The sequence below is a fragment of the Mucilaginibacter sp. Bleaf8 genome (genome assembly GCF_018390515.1).
GTDB lineage: Bacteria > Bacteroidota > Bacteroidia > Sphingobacteriales > Sphingobacteriaceae > Mucilaginibacter.
Genome location: NZ_JAHBBK010000003.1, coordinates 698,685 through 719,779 on the forward strand (window position 1 = coordinate 698,685; position 21,095 = coordinate 719,779).

Annotated in this window: 21 protein-coding genes; 10 read left to right on the forward strand and 11 right to left on the reverse strand. The window is 44.5% G+C overall.

Annotation, left to right across the window (positions count from 1 at the left end):
• Positions 1-6 precede the first annotated feature (6 nt).
• From KHS38_RS16585 to KHS38_RS16600, 4 genes are all read right to left on the reverse strand, one after another.
• Entirely contained in the window at positions 7-660 is a 654-nt protein-coding gene (locus tag KHS38_RS16585) for an HD domain-containing protein (protein WP_213489658.1), read from the reverse strand.
• A gap of 44 nt (positions 661-704) precedes the next feature.
• On the reverse strand, positions 705-980 hold the full coding sequence (locus KHS38_RS16590; protein WP_213489659.1) for a helix-turn-helix domain-containing protein: 276 nt from the start codon (positions 978-980) through the stop codon (positions 705-707).
• A 106-nt stretch (positions 981-1,086) separates the two neighbouring features.
• Entirely contained in the window at positions 1,087-1,593 is a 507-nt protein-coding gene (locus KHS38_RS16595) for a hypothetical protein (RefSeq protein WP_213489660.1), read from the reverse strand.
• Entirely contained in the window at positions 1,594-2,766 is a 1,173-nt protein-coding gene (locus KHS38_RS16600; protein ID WP_213489661.1) for a THUMP domain-containing class I SAM-dependent RNA methyltransferase, read from the reverse strand.
• A 78-nt stretch (positions 2,767-2,844) separates the two neighbouring features.
• Here KHS38_RS16600 and KHS38_RS16605 point away from each other — a divergent pair, with 78 nt between their 5' ends.
• The 3 genes from KHS38_RS16605 (at position 2,845) to KHS38_RS16615 (ending at position 6,324) form a co-directional block, all read left to right on the forward strand.
• Entirely contained in the window at positions 2,845-3,207 is a 363-nt protein-coding gene (locus KHS38_RS16605; protein WP_213489662.1) for a DUF3127 domain-containing protein, read from the forward strand.
• A gap of 214 nt (positions 3,208-3,421) precedes the next feature.
• A complete protein-coding gene (locus tag KHS38_RS16610) occupies positions 3,422-4,774 on the forward strand; it encodes a M20/M25/M40 family metallo-hydrolase (protein WP_213489663.1) in 1,353 nt (450 codons plus the stop codon).
• Between the two features lie 101 nt (positions 4,775-4,875).
• Entirely contained in the window at positions 4,876-6,324 is a 1,449-nt protein-coding gene (locus KHS38_RS16615) for a rhomboid family intramembrane serine protease (RefSeq protein ID WP_213489664.1), read from the forward strand.
• 61 nt (positions 6,325-6,385) lie between these two features.
• On the opposite strand, the gene KHS38_RS16620 is transcribed toward KHS38_RS16615, so the two are convergent.
• From KHS38_RS16620 to KHS38_RS16630, 3 genes are read right to left on the reverse strand one after another with little or no spacing between them, the layout of a single operon-like run.
• Positions 6,386-7,171: an ABC transporter permease gene (locus KHS38_RS16620; protein WP_249665435.1), complete on the reverse strand. Its 786-nt coding sequence runs from the start codon at positions 7,169-7,171 to the stop codon at positions 6,386-6,388.
• 8 nt (positions 7,172-7,179) lie between these two features.
• Positions 7,180-8,079 carry an ABC transporter ATP-binding protein gene (locus tag KHS38_RS16625; RefSeq protein WP_213489665.1) on the reverse strand — a complete coding sequence of 300 codons (900 nt, stop codon included), beginning with the start codon at positions 8,077-8,079 and terminating at the stop codon, positions 7,180-7,182.
• Positions 8,073-8,285, reverse strand: coding sequence for a hypothetical protein (locus KHS38_RS16630; RefSeq protein ID WP_213489666.1), 213 nt, complete (start codon positions 8,283-8,285; stop codon positions 8,073-8,075). Before KHS38_RS16630 ends, KHS38_RS16625 begins: the two co-directional genes overlap by 7 nt.
• Before the next feature lie 201 nt (positions 8,286-8,486).
• Here KHS38_RS16630 and KHS38_RS16635 point away from each other — a divergent pair, with 201 nt between their 5' ends.
• A complete protein-coding gene (locus KHS38_RS16635; protein WP_249665436.1) occupies positions 8,487-9,500 on the forward strand; it encodes a sensor histidine kinase in 1,014 nt (337 codons plus the stop codon).
• A gap of 1 nt (position 9,501) precedes the next feature.
• Complete coding sequence (locus tag KHS38_RS16640; protein WP_213489667.1) at positions 9,502-10,239, forward strand: LytR/AlgR family response regulator transcription factor; 738 nt, start codon at positions 9,502-9,504, stop codon at positions 10,237-10,239.
• Positions 10,240-10,332: 93 nt separating this feature from the next.
• Here the strand turns inward: KHS38_RS16640 and KHS38_RS16645 are convergent, their stop codons facing one another.
• Positions 10,333-11,076 carry a lysophospholipid acyltransferase family protein gene (locus KHS38_RS16645; RefSeq protein ID WP_213489668.1) on the reverse strand — a complete coding sequence of 248 codons (744 nt, stop codon included), beginning with the start codon at positions 11,074-11,076 and terminating at the stop codon, positions 10,333-10,335.
• Between the two features lie 79 nt (positions 11,077-11,155).
• Positions 11,156-11,749, reverse strand: coding sequence for an NUDIX domain-containing protein (locus KHS38_RS16650; RefSeq protein ID WP_213489669.1), 594 nt, complete (start codon positions 11,747-11,749; stop codon positions 11,156-11,158).
• A 154-nt stretch (positions 11,750-11,903) separates the two neighbouring features.
• Here KHS38_RS16650 and gcvP point away from each other — a divergent pair, with 154 nt between their 5' ends.
• Positions 11,904-14,813 (forward strand): aminomethyl-transferring glycine dehydrogenase, encoded by a 2,910-nt coding sequence (gene gcvP / locus KHS38_RS16655; RefSeq protein ID WP_213489670.1) that lies wholly within the window; start codon positions 11,904-11,906, stop codon positions 14,811-14,813.
• 83 nt (positions 14,814-14,896) lie between these two features.
• Here gcvP and treF read toward each other — a convergent pair whose 3' ends face one another.
• On the reverse strand, positions 14,897-16,453 hold the full coding sequence (treF, locus tag KHS38_RS16660) for an alpha,alpha-trehalase TreF (RefSeq protein ID WP_213489671.1): 1,557 nt from the start codon (positions 16,451-16,453) through the stop codon (positions 14,897-14,899).
• A 122-nt stretch (positions 16,454-16,575) separates the two neighbouring features.
• On the opposite strand from treF, the gene KHS38_RS16665 reads away from it, so the two are divergent.
• Together KHS38_RS16665 and KHS38_RS16670 are read left to right on the forward strand one after the other, a co-directional pair.
• The gene (locus KHS38_RS16665) at positions 16,576-17,172 is read left to right on the forward strand and encodes a YceI family protein (protein ID WP_213489672.1); all 597 of its coding nucleotides are present in this window, start codon (positions 16,576-16,578) and stop codon (positions 17,170-17,172) included.
• A gap of 117 nt (positions 17,173-17,289) precedes the next feature.
• The gene (locus KHS38_RS16670) at positions 17,290-17,721 is read left to right on the forward strand and encodes a response regulator (protein WP_249665437.1); all 432 of its coding nucleotides are present in this window, start codon (positions 17,290-17,292) and stop codon (positions 17,719-17,721) included.
• Here KHS38_RS16670 and KHS38_RS16675 read toward each other — a convergent pair.
• A complete protein-coding gene (locus KHS38_RS16675) occupies positions 17,708-18,478 on the reverse strand; it encodes an MBL fold metallo-hydrolase (RefSeq protein ID WP_213489673.1) in 771 nt (256 codons plus the stop codon). The two genes, KHS38_RS16670 and KHS38_RS16675, sit on opposite strands and share 14 nt — an antisense overlap.
• Positions 18,479-18,568: 90 nt before the next feature.
• On the opposite strand from KHS38_RS16675, the gene recJ reads away from it, so the two are divergent.
• Together recJ and lptB are read left to right on the forward strand one after the other, a co-directional pair.
• Entirely contained in the window at positions 18,569-20,266 is a 1,698-nt protein-coding gene (gene recJ, locus KHS38_RS16680; RefSeq protein WP_213489674.1) for a single-stranded-DNA-specific exonuclease RecJ, read from the forward strand.
• A gap of 81 nt (positions 20,267-20,347) precedes the next feature.
• Positions 20,348-21,085, forward strand: a complete 738-nt coding sequence (gene lptB, locus KHS38_RS16685) for an LPS export ABC transporter ATP-binding protein (RefSeq protein WP_213489675.1) — start codon at positions 20,348-20,350, stop codon at positions 21,083-21,085.
• The last annotated feature ends 10 nt before the right edge of the window (positions 21,086-21,095 follow it).

Below are 21,095 nucleotides of genomic sequence, written 5' to 3' on the forward strand. Positions count from 1 at the left end.
AGGCGTTTAACGCTCTCCGTTCCATTCCGCATAAAACTGATCCAGGTAAGTTTCCATAAACCGGTGCCGCTCTTCGGCCAAGAGGCGGGCCGTAGGCGTATTCATTTTATCTTTAAGCAGCAACAGCTTTTCGTAAAAGTGATTAATGGTTGGGGCGGTCGATTTTTTGTACTCCTCTTTACTCATGGTAAGGTTAGGTACAATATTGGGGTTGTACAATTCCCGGTTCTTAAAACCGCCATAAGTAAAGGCTCTCGCAATACCAATAGCGCCTATAGCATCCAGCCTGTCGGCATCCTGCACAATTTCCAGCTCTTTTGAATGAAAGGTAACCGCATCAAAGCTAGCTTTGAACGACATATGCCTGATGATTTGCTGTACATGATGGATAATTGCTTTTTCAACGCCCTGGCTTTGCAAAAAGTCGCCGGCTGTTTTGGGGCCAATTTCCTCGTCGCCGCCATGAAACTTACTATCGGCAATATCATGCAAAAGGGCGGCCAGCTCTACCACCAGTAAATCGGCAGGTTCATCCTGGGCTATTCTTTTGGCATTATTCCAAACCCGTAATATATGCCACCAGTCATGCCCGGCTTCGGCTTGCTTAAGCGTGATTTGTACGTAAGTTGCTGTGTGGTTTATTAAGTTTTGGGGTAACATGGTATTGCTATATTTGCGTAGGGTAGCAAATATAGCAATATCAATTAACTGGCTACCTGTTGGGTGGTGTCCAGCGCTTTCAACAGATGTATATGATCGTTCTGTAACAAATCAACCATATCCACATCCAGTATGGATGCTATCTGAAATACCCGTTCAAGGGTGATTTTGGTATAACCTAACTCAATTTTGCTGTAGGCATTTTGTGAAATGTCCAGCTTCATGGCCAGGTATTCCTGTGTGTAATTGCGGTATTCTCTTACTTTTCGAATATTAATCGCTACGGCTTTAACTTTAGCTTCGAGCACGTCTTTCAACATAAGTATCGTTGTTGGTACACCTATACCTACGGAGAAAAACAACTACCGGTTTTACAACTTTATTTCAAGTTAATTTTATAACCTAATATGTTGTGCTGCGTTGGTTTTATTGCCCGTTAACATCATAGCTAACCGTTACCGCAGGCAGCAAGGTAGCCATATCCAGCGGAACAGGATTGTAAGCTAAAATAGGCTTGCGCTTTTGATAGAAAGCATACATGGCTTTTTGCAACGCCGGGTTAGTCTTATCTGCTGGTACGTTGATGTTCAAAGTAAAGTAGATAATGAAATCGTGCAGTTTCTCATCATCAGGAATTATCCACTTATGGTTGGATTTTTTCAGCGCTTCAATAAAAGGCAGGGTCAGTAAATAATCGTCAGCATAGTAAACGATAATTTTTTGTATGTCGCCGTTCAGGTTAGCCGTAAATTTAAATACGGCAGTACCGGTAGCTCTTTGGCTTATAATCTCGTTAGGAACAATAACGTTGGTTTTAAAAAACTGCGTCATTACATCCTTGCCTCCCTGAAACGGAAAAGCCATTTCTCGTTTCTGGGCTACGGCAAAAATTGATGTGAATACAAGCGCGGCTAAGATGATAATCTGTTTCATTTATTCTGCTTTGGGTTCGCGTTTACTGCCTTCGTATATGGTATATTCTAATAAGCGGCAATCCAGCTTACCATTATAAAATTCAATTCTGCGTGATGCCTGCAGGCCAATCTTCTTGGCCAGGTCAGGGTTACCGGTAAACACGTATCCGCGATACCCTTTGCATTGCTGCTTTAAGTAATCACCAATGCGCCGGTAGGTGGCTTCGAGCTTGGTATGCGTACCCAGGCGTTCGCCATATTCGGGGTTAAACATCACTATACCATGCTGTTCGGGTACTTCAGTATCTGCAAAATCACAAACAGCAAAATCAATCAAATGTTCTACGCCTGCGGTTCTGGCATTTTTGCGGGCTATATCTACCGCATCGTCAGATATATCGGTAGCGATGATTTTAAAACCGGTTTCTTTTTTTGCTTTATCCTTCAGCTTGCGGCGCTCTGTAAAAAACACCTGCTCATCGTACCCTATCAGGTGCATAAAGGCATAATTCATACGGAACAGGCCGGGGTGCTTATCGGTAGCCAGCAGGGCGGCCTCAATAGCCAGCGTGCCCGAGCCGCACATGGGGTTGATAAAGGTACTTTGCCTGTCCCAACCCGTAGCCATAATGGTTGATGCAGCCAATGCTTCCAGCATAGGCGCCTTGCCCGGAATTTTACGGTAGCTGTGTTTGGCCAGCGTTTCGCCCGAGGTATCCACAAACATTTCGGCACGGTTATCCTGCCAGTACAGGTGCAATACGGCCTTGTTCAGTTCCGGACCGGAATTTGGCCGGATGCCGATCTTGCTTTTTATACGATCAACCACGGCATCTTTTACCTTTACGTTGGCAAAAAGCGGGGTACGAATGTGCTCGTTATTTACATTGGAGGTAATGGAAAAATAGCCCGAAAAATCGATCAGGGTTTCCCATTCCAGCTGTACCAGCTGATCATATAACTGTTGTGGATCCTCGGCCTCAAATGTTTTTAACGAATACAGTATCTGGCTGGCGCAGCGCAGATTCAGGTTGAGCGGTATACAATCGTTAACCGTTCCTACAAGCTCCACCCCCGTCGGGAAGGCTCGTGTTATGGTATAACCCAGGGCCTCAACCTCCTGTTGCAGGTAGGATGAAAGGCGCTTATTGCAGGTTATAATGATTTTACTTTCTGTGTTGAAAACTTGCATTTTGTGTACAAATTTATGAATTAAATATGCCCGATTTACAATCTTAAACATTAACTTTACGTTTTATATAGAAGTATTATGGATATTAAAGGCAAAGTACATGAGGTGTCGCCTGTGCAGCAGGTTACCGACTCCTTAAAGAAGAGAGAGCTGATCGTAGAATATATTGAAAATCCGCAATACCCTGAATATATCAAATTTGAAGCTATTCAGGATCGTTGCAGCTTACTGGATAATGTACGTGTAGGTGATGACGTGGAAGTGTTTTTCAATCTGCGTGGTCGTCCATGGACTGACAGAACCGGTAAAAAAAGTTATTTTAATACCCTGCAACTATGGCGTATTAATGTAGTGAGTGGTGGTGCTGCAAGCGCTACTCCAGAGTACGCTCCACCGGTTGATATCAACTCGGCTCCGGATGATGACGATCTGCCATTCTAAGGCAATCTTATAAAACCCGCTAATGGGTTTTGTTATATAAAACATCGAATACTGATTGGAATGACAGGCATTAAGCTGGTCATTTTTATAGCAGGATTCGATGTTTTTTGTTTTAATGGGGATGTAGGATGTTTGTAGTGTAACAATCTTTCTATTATCCGCACCTGAATCAATTGTTTTGTATATTGGTTTACGCATCAATTACAGCAATTACATGAGATTTAAATTTCTACTTCCTCTGCTTTTTGCCGTGCCTGCAATGGCACAAACCACAATCATAAAGCAGGACGCATTCATCACTCAGATGAATGCCGAAGTATCCTCCAAAAATATTGAAGCTATAGTTCGTAAGCTGGTCAGCTTTAAAACCCGGCATACGTTAAGTGATACTACCAGCAAAACCCAGGGTATAGGTGCAGCCCGTAACTGGATCAAGGCCGAAATGGAGCGCTATGCGGCTGCCTCTGGCGGCCGCATGCATGTGGGGTTTGATATTTTTACCCAGCCGGCAGGCGGCCGTATTGATAAGCCAACAGTTCTTAAAAATGTGCTGGCGGTACTAAAAGGTACTGACCCTGCCGATAGCCGCATCTATATCGTATCGGGCCATTATGATTCGCGGGTGAATGATGTTATGGATACCAAATCATTTGCGCCGGGCGCTGTAGATGACGCCTCGGGTACGGCCGTTTCTATGGAGCTGGCCCGGGTAATGGCTTCGCGGCAGTTCCCGGCTACCATTATTTTTATGGCAGTTGCTGGCGAGGAGCAGGGCCTGAATGGATCAACCAACGTAGCCAGGCGAGCCAAGGCCGAAAACTGGAACGTGGATGCCATGCTGAACAACGATATAGTAGGCAATACGTATGGTATGGAAACCGGGCTGAAAGATAACCGCCGCATTCGTGTATTTAGCGAAGGTGTACCCTCCACAGCGGCAGGCAATGAGCGGGCACTGGCCAGCTTGATTGGTAATGGTGGCGAAAATGATAGTCCGTCGCGCCAGTTGGCCCGTTATATAAAAGAGGTGGGCGAACGCTATGTAAGCCAGCTGGATGTAAAGCTGATTTATCGTCGCGACCGCTTTTTGCGTGGAGGCGATCACACACCGTTTTTACAGAATGGATTTACGGCTGTTCGGTTCACCGAAATGAATGAAGACTTTAACCGACAGCACCAGAATGTGCGTAAGGAAAACGGTGTAGATTACGGCGATATGCCCGATTTTGCCGATTACGATTACATACAAAAAGTGGCCCGCATGAACCTTTCTGTACTGGCCAACCTGGCCCTGGCACCAGCCGAACCACAAAGTGTAGGCATAACCACCAGCGGCCTTACCAACAAAACGACGTTAAAGTGGGAGGCACCCAAAGCAGGCAAAAAGCCAGCCGGCTATTATGTACTAATGCGCGAAACAATCAGCCCGTACTGGGAAAAGAAATTTTATGTAACCGGTACGGAAGCCACGCTGGATTACTCGAAAGATAATTACTTTTTTGCCGTACAAGCCGTAGATACCGATGGGCACGAGAGCTTGCCAGTATATCCAAATCCTATCCGGTAAAATGATGTTAGGCAAAAGCGAACAGGTCGTCACCTGTACGCTTTTGTTTTAAGTCCGGTATTAGCAAAATTGCTTATACCTAAATTTCTACATTTGGCATCATGGCATCAGAGAATAACTCAAGTTTTGAACAGCAAATAGACCTCGGCGGATTACACCAGGAAAAGTTTGTTGTAATAGCGGCCGAAGCTGCAGTGCAGCTAAACTGGTCTGTTGAGTATGTGAGTAAAAGCGGGTTGGTTGCCACTCGTACTTCTGATGTGCTGCAGGTTATTGTACGGCCGGAAGGTGCAATGATCAGAAGTGAGTGTAATGAAGATTTGGAAGCAGGTGCGGAGAGAAGCCGGCGCAACGTTGATGAATTTATAAGTGCATTAGAAACGGTTAGTGCCACGGCTACGGAGCAACAGCTGCAGGAATGGTATGCTACGCATGAGCAGGCACTGAGTTCAACCGGCGTGGATTTACTGGCAGAACCGAATGCCAAAACATCTTTTAAGGATATATTATCCTTTTTTGTTCCACGTAAAAACTACTTTGTTACACCGTTATTGGTTGATATCAACATCCTGCTGTTTATCATCATGGTGGCAACCGGGGCTAACATACTTTCGCCCGATGGGGAATATCTGATAAAGTGGGGCGCTAATTTCCGTCCATATATTTTGGATGGGCAATGGTGGCGCTTATTTACCAATATGTTTTTGCACATCGGTATACTGCACCTAGTCATAAATATGTATGCGTTGGTTTACATTGGCTTAATGTTGGAGCCCTATTTGGGTAAATTACGTTTTGCCGTAGCCTATGTGCTGGCTGGTATTGCCGGTAGTGTGCTGAGCGTTTACTGGCATCCATTAACCCTTAGTGCCGGTGCGTCGGGCGCTATATTTGGTATGTACGGCGTGTTTTTATCGCTGCTTACTACCAATGTAATACACAAAGCTGTGCGTAACGCCTTGTTCTCGAGTATAGTCATATTCGTTGTTTTAAACCTGGGTATTGGCATAAGAGGAGGCATCGATAACGCGGCACACATTGGTGGTTTAATAGGTGGCATTATAGTGGGATACATCTTTTATCCGTCATTAATAAAGCCTAAGCTGACCTGGCTTAAATATATAACTGCAGGCACCGCCATGATTTTAATTTTGGTAGTGTCGGCAGTGGTTTGCAAAAGTATTCCGGATGATATACGGCAATATCAAACCAAAATGGATCAGGTAATAGCTAATGAAAAAATGGCTCTGCAGGTTTTTAAACTGCCCGGTCATACGCCCGCAAAAATCATTATAGAGAACCTGCAAAATAAAGGCATTGCTGTTTGGCAACAGAGTATCCGTTTATTAACCGAAGCCGATAAGCTGGACATACCGGATGAATTACACGAGCGAAACAAGCAATATCAGCACTATTGTGAGCTGCGTATAAAAAGCTACCAACTGATTATGAAAAAGGTAAGCGAGAATACCACGCGTTATGATGCCGGGATTGAAGCTTGTAACAGTGAGATAGAGCAGGTAATTAATGCTATTAAAGCAGAAAAATAGTGTAAAAAAACGAGACACCCTTAAAAGTGTCTCGTTTTTATGGATGTATGATAGGGTAGGCTTATTTTACACTTTTGCGTTGCACAATAAAGTAACCGCAAATAAAGATTACAAAACCGATAGCCATACTTGCGCAAACCTCTTTTGTAAACAGATCAATGCCTGCATTAGCCTGCCTGCCCAAGCTCATGATAGATAGCAATGGTTGAGAGAATGGTACCAGATAAGCATGTTCCCATTTGGCATTGCCTGCCAGTATACCGCCTATAATAGTACCCACAAAGCCTACGCCCATTGGTTTCAAAAAATCAACCCAAAGCAGGCTTAATAAAAATTGCAGCGAGAGAATGCTTAGTGAAGCTAAAAAAAGCTTAAAATAAATCTGAAATAAAGCCTTTTCCATGTGGTAATCGCTAAACTTCAATTCGGGTTTCATAATGCTCAGCAAGTTGCCAAAGCCTAAAGTTAAAATGGCAAACAGCAGCATGCATAATAAAACAAGCAGCATGGCATATACATATTTAGCACTGTACATAGCCCATTTGGAAATGGGCAGCGTAAACAGCATCTTCCAGGTATCGGCTTTATGTTCTACACTATTTACCGAGTAGGCTATAAAAACTACAAACATGGGCAGTAAAAATGAGCCCATCATGCCTAATGGTATACCGGCAAACTGTATCCATAAACCCATTGCAGGCGTTGCCGAAAACTTGGCGCTTTTCAGGAAAAAGCCAAGCGTTACCAAAGCAGTTATTAACAGGGGTAAAAGTATGGCGCTCCAAAAGCCTAAGGTTTTCCGGCTTTTATAAAATTCGGATTGCAGGGACAGGAAAAATCCTTTCATGATAAGGTTCAGGCTTGTTGTGTAATGTTCAGGAAGAGTTCTTCCAGGTCTTTTTGTACTTTAAATATGCTGTAAACCGGATGTTCGTTTTCGTTAAGCCGGGCATTAATAGCAGCCATCTCCTGTTTGGAATTATAAGGTAAGGTGAGGTAATCGTTGGTTACGTTCGAAATAGGGTAGCCCTGAGCTTTCAGAAAGTTGGCAGCATCTGCCGTGTTTTCGGTTTCGATTTGGACCTGCGGCTGGCTGATGGCACCCAATTCACTGATACTACCCTGAAACAGCATACTGCCTTGGTTGATAATACCCACATGCGTAGCCATGCGCTCCATTTCGGCCAGCAAATGGCTGGATATAAAGATGGTTTTGCCTTGTTGTTTTGCCAGCTTAATAATCAGCTCGCGCATTTCAATAATACCGTTTGGGTCCAGGCCATTAGTAGGCTCGTCCAGCAATAAAAGCTGCGGATCGGCCAGCAGCGCCAGAGCTATACCTAACCGCTGTTTCATACCTAATGAGTAATTGCCGGCTTTTTTATGGGCGGCATCGCTCAGGTGTACCAGCTTCAGCATGTCGTCAACACGGTTGGTGTTAACGCTTAAAAGACGGGCACGGTTAATCAGGTTCTCTTTTCCGGTAAGGTGGGTATAAATGGCAGGTTGCTCAATCAATGAGCCTACGTTGCGCAGTATATGAATACGGTTGCCGGGTAAATCCTGCCCGAAAATGCTGATGCTGCCTTGCTGTATTTTCAGCAGGTTGAGCAGTAATTTTATGGTGGTGGTTTTACCTGCACCGTTGGGGCCCAAAAAGCCGAATACACTGCCTTCGGGTACCTGTAATGATAATGATTTAACTACTGTCTGATTGCCAAAGTGGTAGGTTAAATCGTTGGTGCTGATTACCATAGGTTTTGTTTAGATACCGAACATACCGCTTTTACCAGATGCACACCTTTATGAAACAGCGATTCTGTTTGCGATACAGAGGCTAAGCCGTTGGCAGAATAAGCTTTAGCTTGCTTAAACTGGTAGCTTATACCCATTACCAAGGCAAACAGCACCGGGATCAGCAGCAGGATAAAAGGATTAAGGTTAAGTACTAACTTTTTCATTGTGATTGTTTTGATGAAACAAAGGAATACTAAATAATCAACCCCCTAAAATCATTTAGACTAACTGCCTGCATTTATAGATGAACGGTCTAAATAGAGCCCTAACCCGTTCGTAGATAATTTTAGCCGATTCATCGGTAAAAATGAGGCATGCATATATCTGCACCGCTGTATTTAATTCTAAATATTAATTTAGATGCGATGAAAAAAGGCTGGCAGATATTCTGGCATGTGGTGTTTTGGGCCATTATGTTTTCGTTTTTTATTGCTGTAGTACATAGCAATATGAAAGTAAGCGCGGTAAGTTTACTTATTACCTTTGGTGTGTTCGGGCTGGCTAATGTGGGTTTATTTTACCTCAATTACCTGTTTTATATACCACGGTTTCTGGATACCAAGCAATACCGCAAATACATTACGGCATTGGTTTTAACCATTCTGTGTATTGGGGTAAGTAAATATGGCCTGCGGGTGGTGTTACACCCATACATTGTATCGGGTAGCGAAAAGGAACAACTGCATTTTTGGTCGTACTTTTTAAGTACTGTATTTACCAGTGTACTTTTTATCTTTTTGAGTATTGTGCTGCAGTTTACGGTTGATTGGTTTTTGAATGAACGCATACAGCGTGATCTGGAGAACCAGCGGCTTACAGCCGAACTGGCTTTATTAAAGTCACAGATCAATCCGCACTTTTTGTTTAATTCACTGAACAGCATCTACTCTTTGGCTTACCAGCGGGCCGATAACACGCCTGATGCCATCCTGAAACTATCGGAAATTATGCGTTACATGTTGTATGAGTGTAATGATAACAAAGTGGATTTGGCTAAAGAACTGCAATACCTGCAAAACTATATTGATATGCAGAAAATACGCTTCGGTAAAAATGCTTATGTTGATTTTGAAGTGAACGGTGTTGTAACCAATCAGCGTATTGTGCCGCTGCTTTTAATATCGTTTATTGAAAATGCCTTTAAGCATGGTGTAGCAAATGATGCAGAATCACCTATTGTGCTCAAGATTAATATCAATGATGGGCACCTCGATTTTTACATGCACAATAAAAAGCATTTGCTTAACCGCGATGCCGCCGGTGGTATCGGTTTAAGTAATGTTAAGCGGCGTTTAAATCTGCTTTACCATAATAAATATAATTTGGTAATAAACGATACGGCCGATACTTATAGTTGCGAATTATCCTTAATTTTATAACATGATCCGTTGTTTGGTAGTTGATGACGAGCCCCTGGCTCTGCATATTATTGAAGATTATATAGCCAAGGTGCCTTTTATGGAACTGGTTAAATCAACCACCAGCCCTATTGAGGCGCTTACCCTGGTACAGGACGGCGGCATCGACCTCGTTTTTCTGGATGTACAGATGCCCGAGCTGACCGGTATACAGTTTTTACGTATTGCCAATGGTAAAGCCAAGGTGATACTTACCACAGCTTATCCACAGTATGCACTGGAAGGTTATGACCTGGATGCGGTTGATTATCTGTTAAAGCCCATTGCGTTCGATCGTTTTTTCAAAGCGGCTCAGAAAGTACAGGCAGTTTTGCAACCTGCAGCAAAAATAGTTGAGAAAGAAGAGCCTGCACCTGTACAACAGCCACAGCAAGACTTTGTGAATGATTTCATTTTTGTGAAAACCGAACACAAAATACAGAAGGTTTACTTGCACAACATTCTGTTTATTGAAGGCTTAAAAGATTACATATCTATATTTACACCTACCGAGCGCATCATTACCCTGCAAAATATGAAGAAGGTAGAGGATGCCCTGCCCGAACCGCATTTTATACGGGTGCACCGGTCTTATATTGTAGCGCTAAACAAAATTGATAGCATTGAGCGCAGCCGCATTTGTATAGGCGACAAGATTATCCCCATAGGCGATACTTATCGCGATGAATTTTTTAAGGTGATCGAAGAAAAGAATATTTAGCCCCCGGCCCCCTGAAGGGGGAGTAGTAAATGCAAAAGGCCCGCTTGTTTAGCGGGCCTTTTGCATTGATATGGGGTTTTTAAAAACTCCCCTCTATGGGGCCAGGGGGCTAACCTTTTTCCTGATTTCTTCTTCAACTTGGCTCACTACGGCATCAACGGGCTGGCCATTGGGCTCAATAGGGGCAAGTATTTCAAATTTAAGGTGTTCAAAGGAGCTCAATGGGTAAATACCATAGCGTACCATTTTCCAGGCGTTGTTAATAGCCACCGGAACCAGCAGCGCGTTGGGGCACTTTTTTAAAATCGTAGCTACTCCGGCCGATTGAAACTTGCGTACATGGCCGTCTTTAGAGCGCGTGCCTTCCGGGAATATCACGGTAGACCAGTTATTGCTTTTCATGCGTTCGCCCAGTTTTACCAGCTCCATAATAGATTGGCGAGGATCCTTACGGTCTATGTTAGCGCCGCCGCCTACTTTAAGGTTGTACGATATGGATGGGATACCTTTGGTTAGCTCAATTTTGGAAATGAACTTGGCATGGTACCGGCGCAGGTGAAAAATCATGGGCGGTATATCGTACATGCTTTGGTGATTGGCAATAAATATGATGGGCCGGCCCTCGGGAAGGCTTTGACGGTTAATAAAGCTTACACGGTTGCCCAGCAGGTAATAAGTGCTGGTCAAAAAGTAGTTCAATATATCAACCGAGCGTTTGTGTGCAGCATAACCGAAAAAGCGGTAGCATATCCATTGTATGGGCTGGAAAATAACCAGCAGTAAGCCGAAGGCGGGATAATGTATGGCAGATAAAATATAACCGAAAAACTTCTTCATGAACCGGCAAAGTTAAAAAAGAGAGCTAACACTCAATAATACAGATTGCAGGAAATCATTCACGCTAAAACCTGTTTTGTTACAATTGTAAGGGCTGGCCTGCCTGGCCGGCTTGTATCTTTCCTTCCAGTATCAGTAATTGTACGCGCAATATAGCTGCTACGGCAAGCGAGTCGGTAATTTCGCTGTTGCATACCATTCTATAGGCTTCGCTGAATGGCATTTTACGAATCTCTATCTGCTCCGTTTCTTCGGGTTCGGCTTCAAATTGCTCCAATCCCTGAGCCAGGTAAATATGGCCAAACTCATCGCCCACCGAGTTGGATAGGTGGAAATCATTTAGCTTGGTCCAGTAACGGGCTTTCAGGCCGGTTTCTTCCAGCAACTCACGTTTGGCCGAATCGAGCGGGGCGGTACCCAGCGGGCCGCCGCCCTCGGGTATTTCCCAACTGTACTGGTTCAGTACAAAACGGTACTGGCCTACCAGGTAGGTGTTCAGCTCGTCATCAAGCGCTATCACGCCTATTGCCCGGTTCTTGTAATGAATTTTACCATAAATGCCCGGATTGCCTGATGGGTTGGTTACCTCATAATGCGTTAAGTTTATCCAGGGGTTATCGTAAACTTCCTTTTCCGAAGTTATTTTCCACGGGTTATGATCGGTATTGTGCATAGGTGTGGTAAATGTAATAATTGGAGGCCAAAAGCATGCTAAAATTTAGCATTAAAAAGGCAGTTGCAAGGCAAGTGTAAGTATTTGTTTACGCATTGTTAGTCAATTGTTAAAAGCGTACCTTTGCAGCAAAAAACAGAGGGTCTCCCGTTTCATGAAACTGAATATCGATTACCAGGAAAAATTTCAAGCCCGTCACATTGCCCCAAATGAGGCCGATACGGCTAAGATGCTGAAAACTGTTGGTGTAAATTCATTGGATGAGCTGATTGAGCAAACCATTCCGGCTAAAATCAGGCTGCAAAAACCATTGAATCTGCCCGCTGCAAAAAGCGAGTTCGATTATCTGAACACCCTGAAGCAAACCGCTTCAAAAAACAAAGTTTTCAAATCATTTATTGGCCAGGGCTATTATGATGTGATTGTACCGGGCGTTATCCAGCGCAACATACTGGAAAACCCGGGATGGTATACGCAATATACGCCTTACCAAGCCGAAATTGCACAGGGCCGTTTACAGGCGCTGTTAAATTTCCAAACCATGGTGATCGACCTGACCGGTATGGAAATTGCCAACGCATCATTGCTTGATGAAGGTACGGCTGCTGCCGAGGCTATGTTTATGCAGTACACGTTGCGTAAAAATCAAAAAGCCAACGTGTTTTTCGTTTCTGAGGAGCTGTTTCCGCAAACTATCGATATCTTAAAAACCCGTTCAGAACCTTACGGTATCCAATTGGTAATTGGTGATCACCGTACGGTTGAACTGACCGAGGATATGTTTGGTGCTATTGTGCAGTATCCGGCAAAAGATGGCGCCGTATATAACTATGCCGATTTTGCCGCACAAGCCCACGCTAAAAATATTAAATTAACTGTTGTTGCCGACCTGCTGAGCTTAACCTTGTTAACGCCTCCGGGTGAGTGGGGCGCCGATATTGTGGTGGGTACCAGCCAGCGTTTTGGCGTGCCAATGGGCTTTGGCGGTCCGCACGCAGCATTTTTTGCTACTAAAGAAGAGTATAAGCGCTCAATGCCGGGCCGTATTATCGGTGTTACCATTGATAGCGCCGGCGATTATGCCCTGCGTATGGCACTGCAAACCCGCGAGCAGCACATCCGCCGCGATAAAGCAACTTCCAACATTTGTACCGCACAGGCATTGCTGGCTATTATGGCCGGTATGTATGCCGCATATCATGGCCCTAAAGGTTTAAAACTGATTGCCGAGCGTGTGCACGGCTTATCTATCCTGTTAGCGCAAAGTCTGGAGCAGTTGGGTTATCAGCAACTGAATGTGGCTTACTTTGATACCGTTAAATTTGATTTAGGTATTTTGGCTGGCCCGGTACATGCCGAAGCTCTGAACAACGAGATGAACCTGAACTACAATGGTTCAATGGTAACCATCTCGCTTGATGAAACTACTTCGGTTGAAGATATCAAAACCATCATCCGTTTCTTTGCCAAAGTAAAAGGCAAAAACCTGAATGATGTAGGTTTTGACGAACTGAAAAATAACGTAGAAACGGTTATTCCTGCCGAATTACAGCGTCAGTCAGCTTACTTAACGCACCAGGTGTTCAACGCACATCACTCTGAGCATGAGATGCTGCGTTACATTAAATCGTTGGAAGCAAAAGATTTATCTCTTTGTGATTCCATGATTCCGCTGGGTTCATGTACCATGAAACTGAATGCAACCACCGAGATGATTCCCGTTACCTGGGCAGAATTGGGTCGTATGCACCCCTTTGCACCGGCCGACCAGACCGGTGGTTATATGCAACTGTTTGATGAACTGAACCAGTGGCTGAGCGAAATTACCGGCTTTGCCGCCATGAGCTTACAGCCAAATGCTGGTGCACAAGGCGAGTACGCTGGCTTAATGGTAATCCGCGCTTATCATCAGGACAGGGGCGATCATCACCGTAATGTGGCCCTGATCCCGGCTTCGGCCCACGGTACCAACCCTGCATCAGCAGCGATGGCCGGCATGAAGATCGTAGTTGTAAAATGCGACGAAAGCGGTAATATCGATGTTGCCGATCTGAAAGCGAAAGCCGAACAATATAAAAACGAATTATCGTGCCTAATGGTAACTTACCCATCAACCCACGGTGTTTATGAAGAAGCGATCATCGAAATCTGTGAGGTTATTCACCAGAATGGCGGACAGGTTTACATGGATGGCGCTAATATGAATGCACAGGTAGGCTTAACCAGCCCGGCCAATATCGGTGCCGATGTTTGCCACCTGAACTTGCACAAAACCTTCTGTATTCCGCACGGTGGCGGTGGCCCTGGTATGGGTCCAATTGGTGTGGCTAAGCACCTGGTGCCTTACCTGCCCGGCCATGCTGTGGTGAATATCGATCAAGGTAAATCTATCCCGGCTGTATCCGCAGCACCATGGGGTTCAGCATCTATTCTAGTCATTTCGCACGCTTACATCGCCATGATGGGTGCTGATGGTTTAACCAATGCTACCAAATACGCCATCCTGAATGCTAACTATATCAAAGCCCGTTTAGAGAAGCATTATCCGGTACTGTACGCAGGTGCTAACGGCCGTTGCGCGCACGAAATGATTTTGGATTGTCGTAGCTTTAAAAACTTTGGTATCGAAGTAACTGATATCGCTAAACGTTTAATGGATTATGGTTTCCATGCGCCAACCGTATCGTTCCCGGTAGCGGGCACGCTGATGGTGGAGCCAACCGAATCAGAACCTAAGCACGAGCTGGATCGTTTTTGCGATGCCATGATCTCTATCCGTCATGAAATTGAGGATGTAGAAAAAGGCCTGTCAGACAAAGCTAATAACCCGTTGAAAAATGCACCGCATACCGTAGCCGTAATTACCGGCAATGAGTGGGCGCATCCATACACCCGCCAAAAAGCAGCCTTCCCGCTGCCTTATGTAGCGGCTCACAAATTCTGGCCATCCGTTGGTCGGGTAAACGACACCTACGGTGATCGTACCCTCATCTGCTCTTGCCCACCGCTAAGCGAGTACGAGTTTGAAGAAACAGAAGTGAATACCCCTGAGTGGGGTACCTGATTCTGAATCGTCATTAAAAACAACAAAGGCTCCTTTTAGGAGCCTTTGTTGTTTTTACAGGAAGTCGCTGCAAATAAATACTCTCATTTCATCCCGTACAAATTCATTAGTTTCAATAACACCCCATTCGTCCACCCGAAGCCGTCCTGCAAAGGATATTCACCGCCGCCTGCTTTGGCATTCTGGTTTTCGGTGTCATACTTTTCCAAAAGTTTGCCGCTGCGGTTAAATTCGCTGATGTTAAGTTTTATCCAGCGTTGGGCTATGGTTTGTGCAAGTGCAGTTTGTTTGTAGTTACGCAATCCCATAATAGTAACGTATTGCAAAGGTGCCCAACCGTTGGGGCGGTCCCATTGCTGGCCGGTTTTACTTAGGGTGGTGGCTACGCCGCCTGCCATCGCAAATTTGTTTTTAATTATCGCAGCAACTTTAGTGGCTTGCTGGCTGGTAGCTATATTTAAAAATAACGGATAAGCGGTAGCTATAGTAGGCTGTGTAGCCTGTTTCTGTTGCTGCCAGTTGTAATCAACAAAAGCATTTGCCTGGGCGCTCCAACAATATTTCAATATGGCGTTTTTACGTTTGGCTGCCTTGCCGGTATATTCGGTAGCTGCCTTTGTATTACCGCTTGCCTGGTAGGAGCGGGCAATGATGTTTTCCAGTTTGTACAACAAGCAATTTAAATCAACCGGTACAAAGCTGGTGGTTTGTATGGTTTGCAGCGTTTTGCCATCGGCCATCCACCGGCTGCTAAAATCCCAGCCTGATTCGGCCGCTGCCCGTATGTTGCGGTAAAAATCAGCAGACTTTTGTTGGCTGGTTTTGGCAGCCAGCACGTCCTCCCGGTACGATTCTTCGCGGGGCTGCGTACTGCTATCCCAATAGCGGTTCAGCAAACTGCCATTCGGTAGCCGTACTGCATGGGCATAAGCCTGGTTGCTTTTCAATGTATTACTGCCCTGCATCCAAAACTGATATTCTTTTATAAGCTGCGGCCGGTATTTGATTAAGGCTTTGTTGCCCTGATGTGAAGCCAGCAATTCAACCATTAAGGCAAAGTAAGGTGGCTGAGAGCGACTCAGATAGTAGCTGCGGTTCCCATTAGGTATGTGCCCGTACGTGTCAATCAGGTACGCAAAGTTTTTTACCATGTTTTCAATGGTAGTGTACCGTTTTGCTTCGTTCAGCCCCAGCATAGTAAAGTAGGAGTCCCAGTAATAAATTTCGCGAAAGCGGCCACCGGGTACAATATAGCGGTTGGGTAAAGGTAACAGCGAAGTGCCTTTGGCCGTGTCGGCTACGTGCTGCAGTACCGTCCATAAGGTATCAATATGTTGTCTGATGCCGGCTTTAATATCACTGCGGTAAGGCGTGCCGCTTTCGGCAGGTGCTGTAAAATTGTATCTTACAAAATCTTTGAGGTTAAACCCGGCTACATCTTTCTGACTTTGATAGTCCTGCAAAATTATCTCCGGCTTCCTTTTAGGTGTTGCATCCGGAAAAGTTTTGCCATCAGTGTAAACTTGTTGCATCTGTACGGTGTCAAACAAGTCTGGATATAGTTGGGCAGGTGTTTTTATTTGTGCTACAGCAGGTAGTACAAACAAAATAAATAGAGGAATAAAAACGATTCTTTTCATAGTATCAGATCAGTTATTAAACTATTAACATTTAAAATTGTCAGAATAAAGCAAAGAAAATATATATGTTTAAACATGTAATTTTAATAAGTATATTTGCATCCATAAATCAGAAACAGAAAATGAAAAAGATCACAGCCCTTTTCACAGCAGTTATGGCGGTTGCCTTAGTTGCCTTCAAACCTATCGCTCCGGTAGCTTACAAAGTTGATACTCAAAAAAGCAAAATTGAGTGGACCGGTAAAAAAGTATTAGGCTCACATAGTGGTACCATCAAATTATCATCAGGTACAATTACTGCTAACGGTAAAGTGCCAACCGGCGGTACATTTGTTATTGACATGAACAGTATGGAAAATACCGATTTGCCAGATGCTGAAAGCAAAGGTAAATTGTTAGGTCACTTAAAATCTGATGATTTCTTTGGCGTGTCTAAATATCCAACTGCAACTTTCGTAGCTACTAAAATTGCACCTGCAGGTGGCAACAATGTGAATGTAACCGGTAACTTAACCATTAAAGGCAAAACTGAAGCTATTTCTTTCCCTGCTAAATATGTACAAGCAGGTAATACTATAACTGTTACTGCTAATGAGGTAAAAGTAAACCGTACTAAATATGATATTAAATACGGTTCAAAAAGCTTTTTCGAGAGCATTGGCGATAAAGCTATCGATGACGACTTTTTATTGAATATAAATTTGGTAGCTACCCGCTAACTTTTCATATTTACCAAGCGTATACAGAGATCCTGGTTGTGTTGAACGCAGCCAGGATTTTTGTTTTAGAACTATTTGGAGTAAAACATTTGAATTTAAGTTCCGTATAAGTAGAGTATGATGACGAACCCAGCCAAGCCTTTGAGTATTTTACTCGTAGATGATGACGAAATAAACAACTTTATCTCAATTAAACTGATTAAGAAAGCGCTGGCACACACAGAAATTAATGCCTGTTTGGATGGTAGCTATGCAATAAACCAACTAATTGAGATACAGCGGGAAAACCCTGAAAATTTGCCCGACTATATCCTGCTCGACATCAATATGCCTATCATGAACGGCTGGGAATTTTTGGACGAATACAAACGCCTGGGTATCGATCCGCTTGGCAAATCCAAAATTTACATTATCTCCTCATCCGTTTTCAGTAACGATATCAATAAAGCTAAATCTTACTCCCTGGTAAAAGATTTTATTTCCAAACCATTAAATATTGACCGCATAAAACAGCTTTTTGCTGTTGACAGCGAAGCTACAAGTTCGTAATATTAAACGTATCCTGTTGGTGGCTTACCCTGCCAACGGCAACTGTTTTAGCATGATAAAATAAGCAAATCCAGCCTTCGTCAGCTGCTTTTTTGCCATATTCGTCACGCAGTTCCATGGCTTTGCGGCCGTCATAGTCATATTTGGCGGCAAACCTGCGTAGCAATTGTTCCGGCTCGGGTAATTCATCCCCGCCAAAAAAGCATTTATCGCCGCCCTCTTCCATCCAGAACACCTGGTGATACTGGGTGTGGCCGCCAGATAATTCATAACGTATGCCAGGCCTCACTTCGCCCGATCCTTCTACAAATTCTATTTTAGCTGATTTTTGCAGCGTTTCACATATAAACTGATGATAGGATGTGGATTGCCCCGACATGGCATAATCCCATTCGCCTTTTTGTATAACATGTACTGCCTGCGGAAAGCTGGGCTCCAGTTTACCGTTACGTTCAACTACTAGTCCGCTTGCATGGTCATTGTGCAGGTGCGACATCAGTACCAGCGTAACCTCGCCTGGTGCGAAGCCGGCATCACGAATATGCTGATGCAGTTGCAGTTCGCCCTGCTCATCTTTCATGCCCAGGCCAGCATCCAGCACCATTAAATCGCGCTCGGTTTTAACTAAAAACGGGTTAACGTGAATAAAGAGCGAGCCCGGGCGGTCTTTTGCATTATCGGTAACCGGATTAAAAGGAACAAACTTTTTAGAAGAGTCAACCGAGTATGAGCCTTCACCTAATGCAAAAATTTCCATAATAATATGATGTATGCGTATGTTTAGAAATGTAACTTTGTTGGTTTAATAAACCTGTATTATATATTTACTGTTTCAGAATACAAAAATATGCAAAAACGTTGGGCACTCAAGCAAAGTCCGGATAATGATGCGGTAAGGCAACTGGCTGCCCAGCTGAATATTGATACAGTATTAAGTACGATGTTGCTGCAACGGGGTATAAAAACCTTTGATGAAGCCAGGTACTTTTTCAGGCCCGACCTGCGCCACCTGCACGATCCGTTTTTAATGACGGACATGGAAAAAGCTATTGCACGCATTGAAGCGGCTATTGCAGCCGGTGAAAAGATCCTGATTTTTGGCGATTATGACGTGGACGGTACCACAGCGGTATCTTTAGTATACAGCTTTTTTAAAAAGTACCATTCTGCGCTGGAGTATTACATCCCTGACCGTTACAAAGAAGGCTACGGTATATCCCTGCAAGGTATTGATTATGCTGCAGAGCATGGCTTTAGTTTAATAATTGCTTTGGATTGTGGTATTAAAGCCACCGATAAAATTGCTTATGCCAATGAGCGGGGTGTGGATTTTATTATCTGCGATCACCACATGCCTGGTGATGATTTGCCTGATGCTGTAGCCGTATTGGATCCTAAGCGCAGGGATTGCAGCTATCCCTATAAAGAATTATCCGGCTGTGGCATCGGTTTTAAACTGATACAGGCCTACGCCGAAAAGAATGACATACCCTTTGAGGAGGTAACACAATATCTGGATCTGGTGGTAACCAGCATTGCCTGTGATATTGTGCATATAACCGGCGAAAACCGTGTGCTGGCTTACTTTGGCCTGGAGCGGTTAAATAACAACCCGAGTACCGGCATTAAGGTGTTGATGGAACTTTCGGGCAAAACCAGTAATTACAGCATATCCGATATTGTATTTTTACTGGGCCCTCGTATCAACGCGGCCGGGCGTATTGATGATGCCAAGCATGCAGTAGAACTGCTGATAGCTCCCGATGAAGCTATTGCCAACGAAAAAGGAGCGCTGATTACCGTTAAGAATACCGAACGCAAGGGCCATGATTTAGCCATAACCGATGAGGCACTGAGTATGATCGAGGCCGACGCAACGGCAGGCAGCCGCAAATCAACCGTGGTGTTTAATGAGAACTGGCATAAGGGCGTTATCGGTATCGTAGCATCGCGCCTTACCGAAAAGTATTACCGGCCTACCATCGTACTAACCCGGTCAAACGGGCATGTGGCTGGCTCGGCCCGCTCAGTAATTGGGTTTGATTTGTACGAGGCACTGTGTGGTTGCAGCGATTTGCTCATACAGTTTGGCGGCCACAAATATGCCGCCGGCCTAACCCTTCAGCCCGAACAGGTAGGCGCTTTCGTAGAGCGTTTTGAGGAGGTTGTAAGTGCTACTATTACCGACGATCAACTCATACAAGAAATACTGATTGATGCCCAGCTTAATCTTAAACAGGTTACACCAAAGTTTTTCAGGGTACTTAACCAGTTTGCGCCTTTCGGACCCGAAAACATGTCGCCCGTGTTTGTAAGCAAGCAGGTGCGCGCTTACGGTGGTGTAAATTTAGTAGGTAGCAATCACATCAAAATGACCGTGTATCAGGAAGATTCGCCATTGTTTGATTGCATTGCCTTTAACCAGGGCGGGTGCCTGGACGACATACGTCAGGGTCAGCCTTTTGATATCTGCTACAGCATTGAAGAAAACATTTGGCGCGATAAGCGTTCTATACAATTAAATATAAAAGGAATTCGTTGTTAACCGGGAGTTGTAAGTTGTGTGTTGTTTGAAAAATACTTACAACCTATAACTCACAACCCGTTCACAACCCACAACTAAAATATGAATCTACGTGCCGACCATCTGATAAAGAAATATAAACAGCGTACTGTGGTGAACGATGTATCGTTCAACGTGTCGCAGGGCGAAATTGTGGGGTTGCTGGGGCCTAACGGTGCCGGGAAAACCACATCGTTTTATATGATTGTGGGGCTTATTAAGCCCAACGAAGGCAAGATTTATTTGGATGACGATGATATAACCAACGACCCGATGTACCGCCGTGCGCAAAAAGGCATTGGTTACCTGGCGCAGGAGGCATCGGTGTTTCGTAAACTATCGGTTGAAGATAATATCAAGGCTGTGCTCGAAATGGGGCAGATGAGTAAAGGCGAGCAAAAGGATAAACTGGAAGAGCTGATAGACGAGTTTAGTTTGCACAAAGTGCGCAAAAACCGGGGCGACCTGCTTTCGGGTGGTGAGCGCCGCCGTACCGAGATTGCCCGTGCGCTGGCTGCCCAGCCTAATTTTATTTTGCTGGATGAGCCTTTTGCCGGGGTTGATCCTATTGCGGTTGAAGAAATTCAAAGCATGGTGGCCAAGCTTAGGCACCGTAATATCGGTATTCTTATTACCGACCACAATGTGCAGGAAACGCTATCTATCACCGATCGCGCTTACCTGCTGTTTGAAGGTAAGATATTGGAATCGGGTGTGCCGGAGGTATTGGCCGAAAATGAGATGGTGCGTAAAGTATATTTAGGGGCCAACTTTGTGTTGAAACGCAAAACCTTTGTTTAATTTCGCCATC

Bases quoted from the DNA above. Each gene is read 5' to 3' on its own strand.
- KHS38_RS16585 (WP_213489658.1), bottom strand. From the start codon at position 660: ATGTTACCCCAAAACTTAATAAACCACACAGCAACTTACGTACAAATC.
- KHS38_RS16590 (WP_213489659.1), bottom strand. From the start codon at position 980: ATGTTGAAAGACGTGCTCGAAGCTAAAGTTAAAGCCGTAGCGATTAAT.
- KHS38_RS16595 (WP_213489660.1), bottom strand. From the start codon at position 1,593: ATGAAACAGATTATCATCTTAGCCGCGCTTGTATTCACATCAATTTTT.
- KHS38_RS16600 (WP_213489661.1), bottom strand. From the start codon at position 2,766: ATGCAAGTTTTCAACACAGAAAGTAAAATCATTATAACCTGCAATAAG.
- KHS38_RS16605 (WP_213489662.1), top strand. From the start codon at position 2,845: ATGGATATTAAAGGCAAAGTACATGAGGTGTCGCCTGTGCAGCAGGTT.
- KHS38_RS16610 (WP_213489663.1), top strand. From the start codon at position 3,422: ATGAGATTTAAATTTCTACTTCCTCTGCTTTTTGCCGTGCCTGCAATG.
- KHS38_RS16615 (WP_213489664.1), top strand. From the start codon at position 4,876: ATGGCATCAGAGAATAACTCAAGTTTTGAACAGCAAATAGACCTCGGC.
- KHS38_RS16620 (WP_249665435.1), bottom strand. From the start codon at position 7,171: ATGAAAGGATTTTTCCTGTCCCTGCAATCCGAATTTTATAAAAGCCGG.
- KHS38_RS16625 (WP_213489665.1), bottom strand. From the start codon at position 8,079: ATGGTAATCAGCACCAACGATTTAACCTACCACTTTGGCAATCAGACA.
- KHS38_RS16630 (WP_213489666.1), bottom strand. From the start codon at position 8,285: ATGAAAAAGTTAGTACTTAACCTTAATCCTTTTATCCTGCTGCTGATC.
- KHS38_RS16635 (WP_249665436.1), top strand. From the start codon at position 8,487: ATGAAAAAAGGCTGGCAGATATTCTGGCATGTGGTGTTTTGGGCCATT.
- KHS38_RS16640 (WP_213489667.1), top strand. From the start codon at position 9,502: ATGATCCGTTGTTTGGTAGTTGATGACGAGCCCCTGGCTCTGCATATT.
- KHS38_RS16645 (WP_213489668.1), bottom strand. From the start codon at position 11,076: ATGAAGAAGTTTTTCGGTTATATTTTATCTGCCATACATTATCCCGCC.
- KHS38_RS16650 (WP_213489669.1), bottom strand. From the start codon at position 11,749: ATGCACAATACCGATCATAACCCGTGGAAAATAACTTCGGAAAAGGAA.
- gcvP (WP_213489670.1), top strand. From the start codon at position 11,904: ATGAAACTGAATATCGATTACCAGGAAAAATTTCAAGCCCGTCACATT.
- treF (WP_213489671.1), bottom strand. From the start codon at position 16,453: ATGAAAAGAATCGTTTTTATTCCTCTATTTATTTTGTTTGTACTACCT.
- KHS38_RS16665 (WP_213489672.1), top strand. From the start codon at position 16,576: ATGAAAAAGATCACAGCCCTTTTCACAGCAGTTATGGCGGTTGCCTTA.
- KHS38_RS16670 (WP_249665437.1), top strand. From the start codon at position 17,290: ATGATGACGAACCCAGCCAAGCCTTTGAGTATTTTACTCGTAGATGAT.
- KHS38_RS16675 (WP_213489673.1), bottom strand. From the start codon at position 18,478: ATGGAAATTTTTGCATTAGGTGAAGGCTCATACTCGGTTGACTCTTCT.
- recJ (WP_213489674.1), top strand. From the start codon at position 18,569: ATGCAAAAACGTTGGGCACTCAAGCAAAGTCCGGATAATGATGCGGTA.
- lptB (WP_213489675.1), top strand. From the start codon at position 20,348: ATGAATCTACGTGCCGACCATCTGATAAAGAAATATAAACAGCGTACT.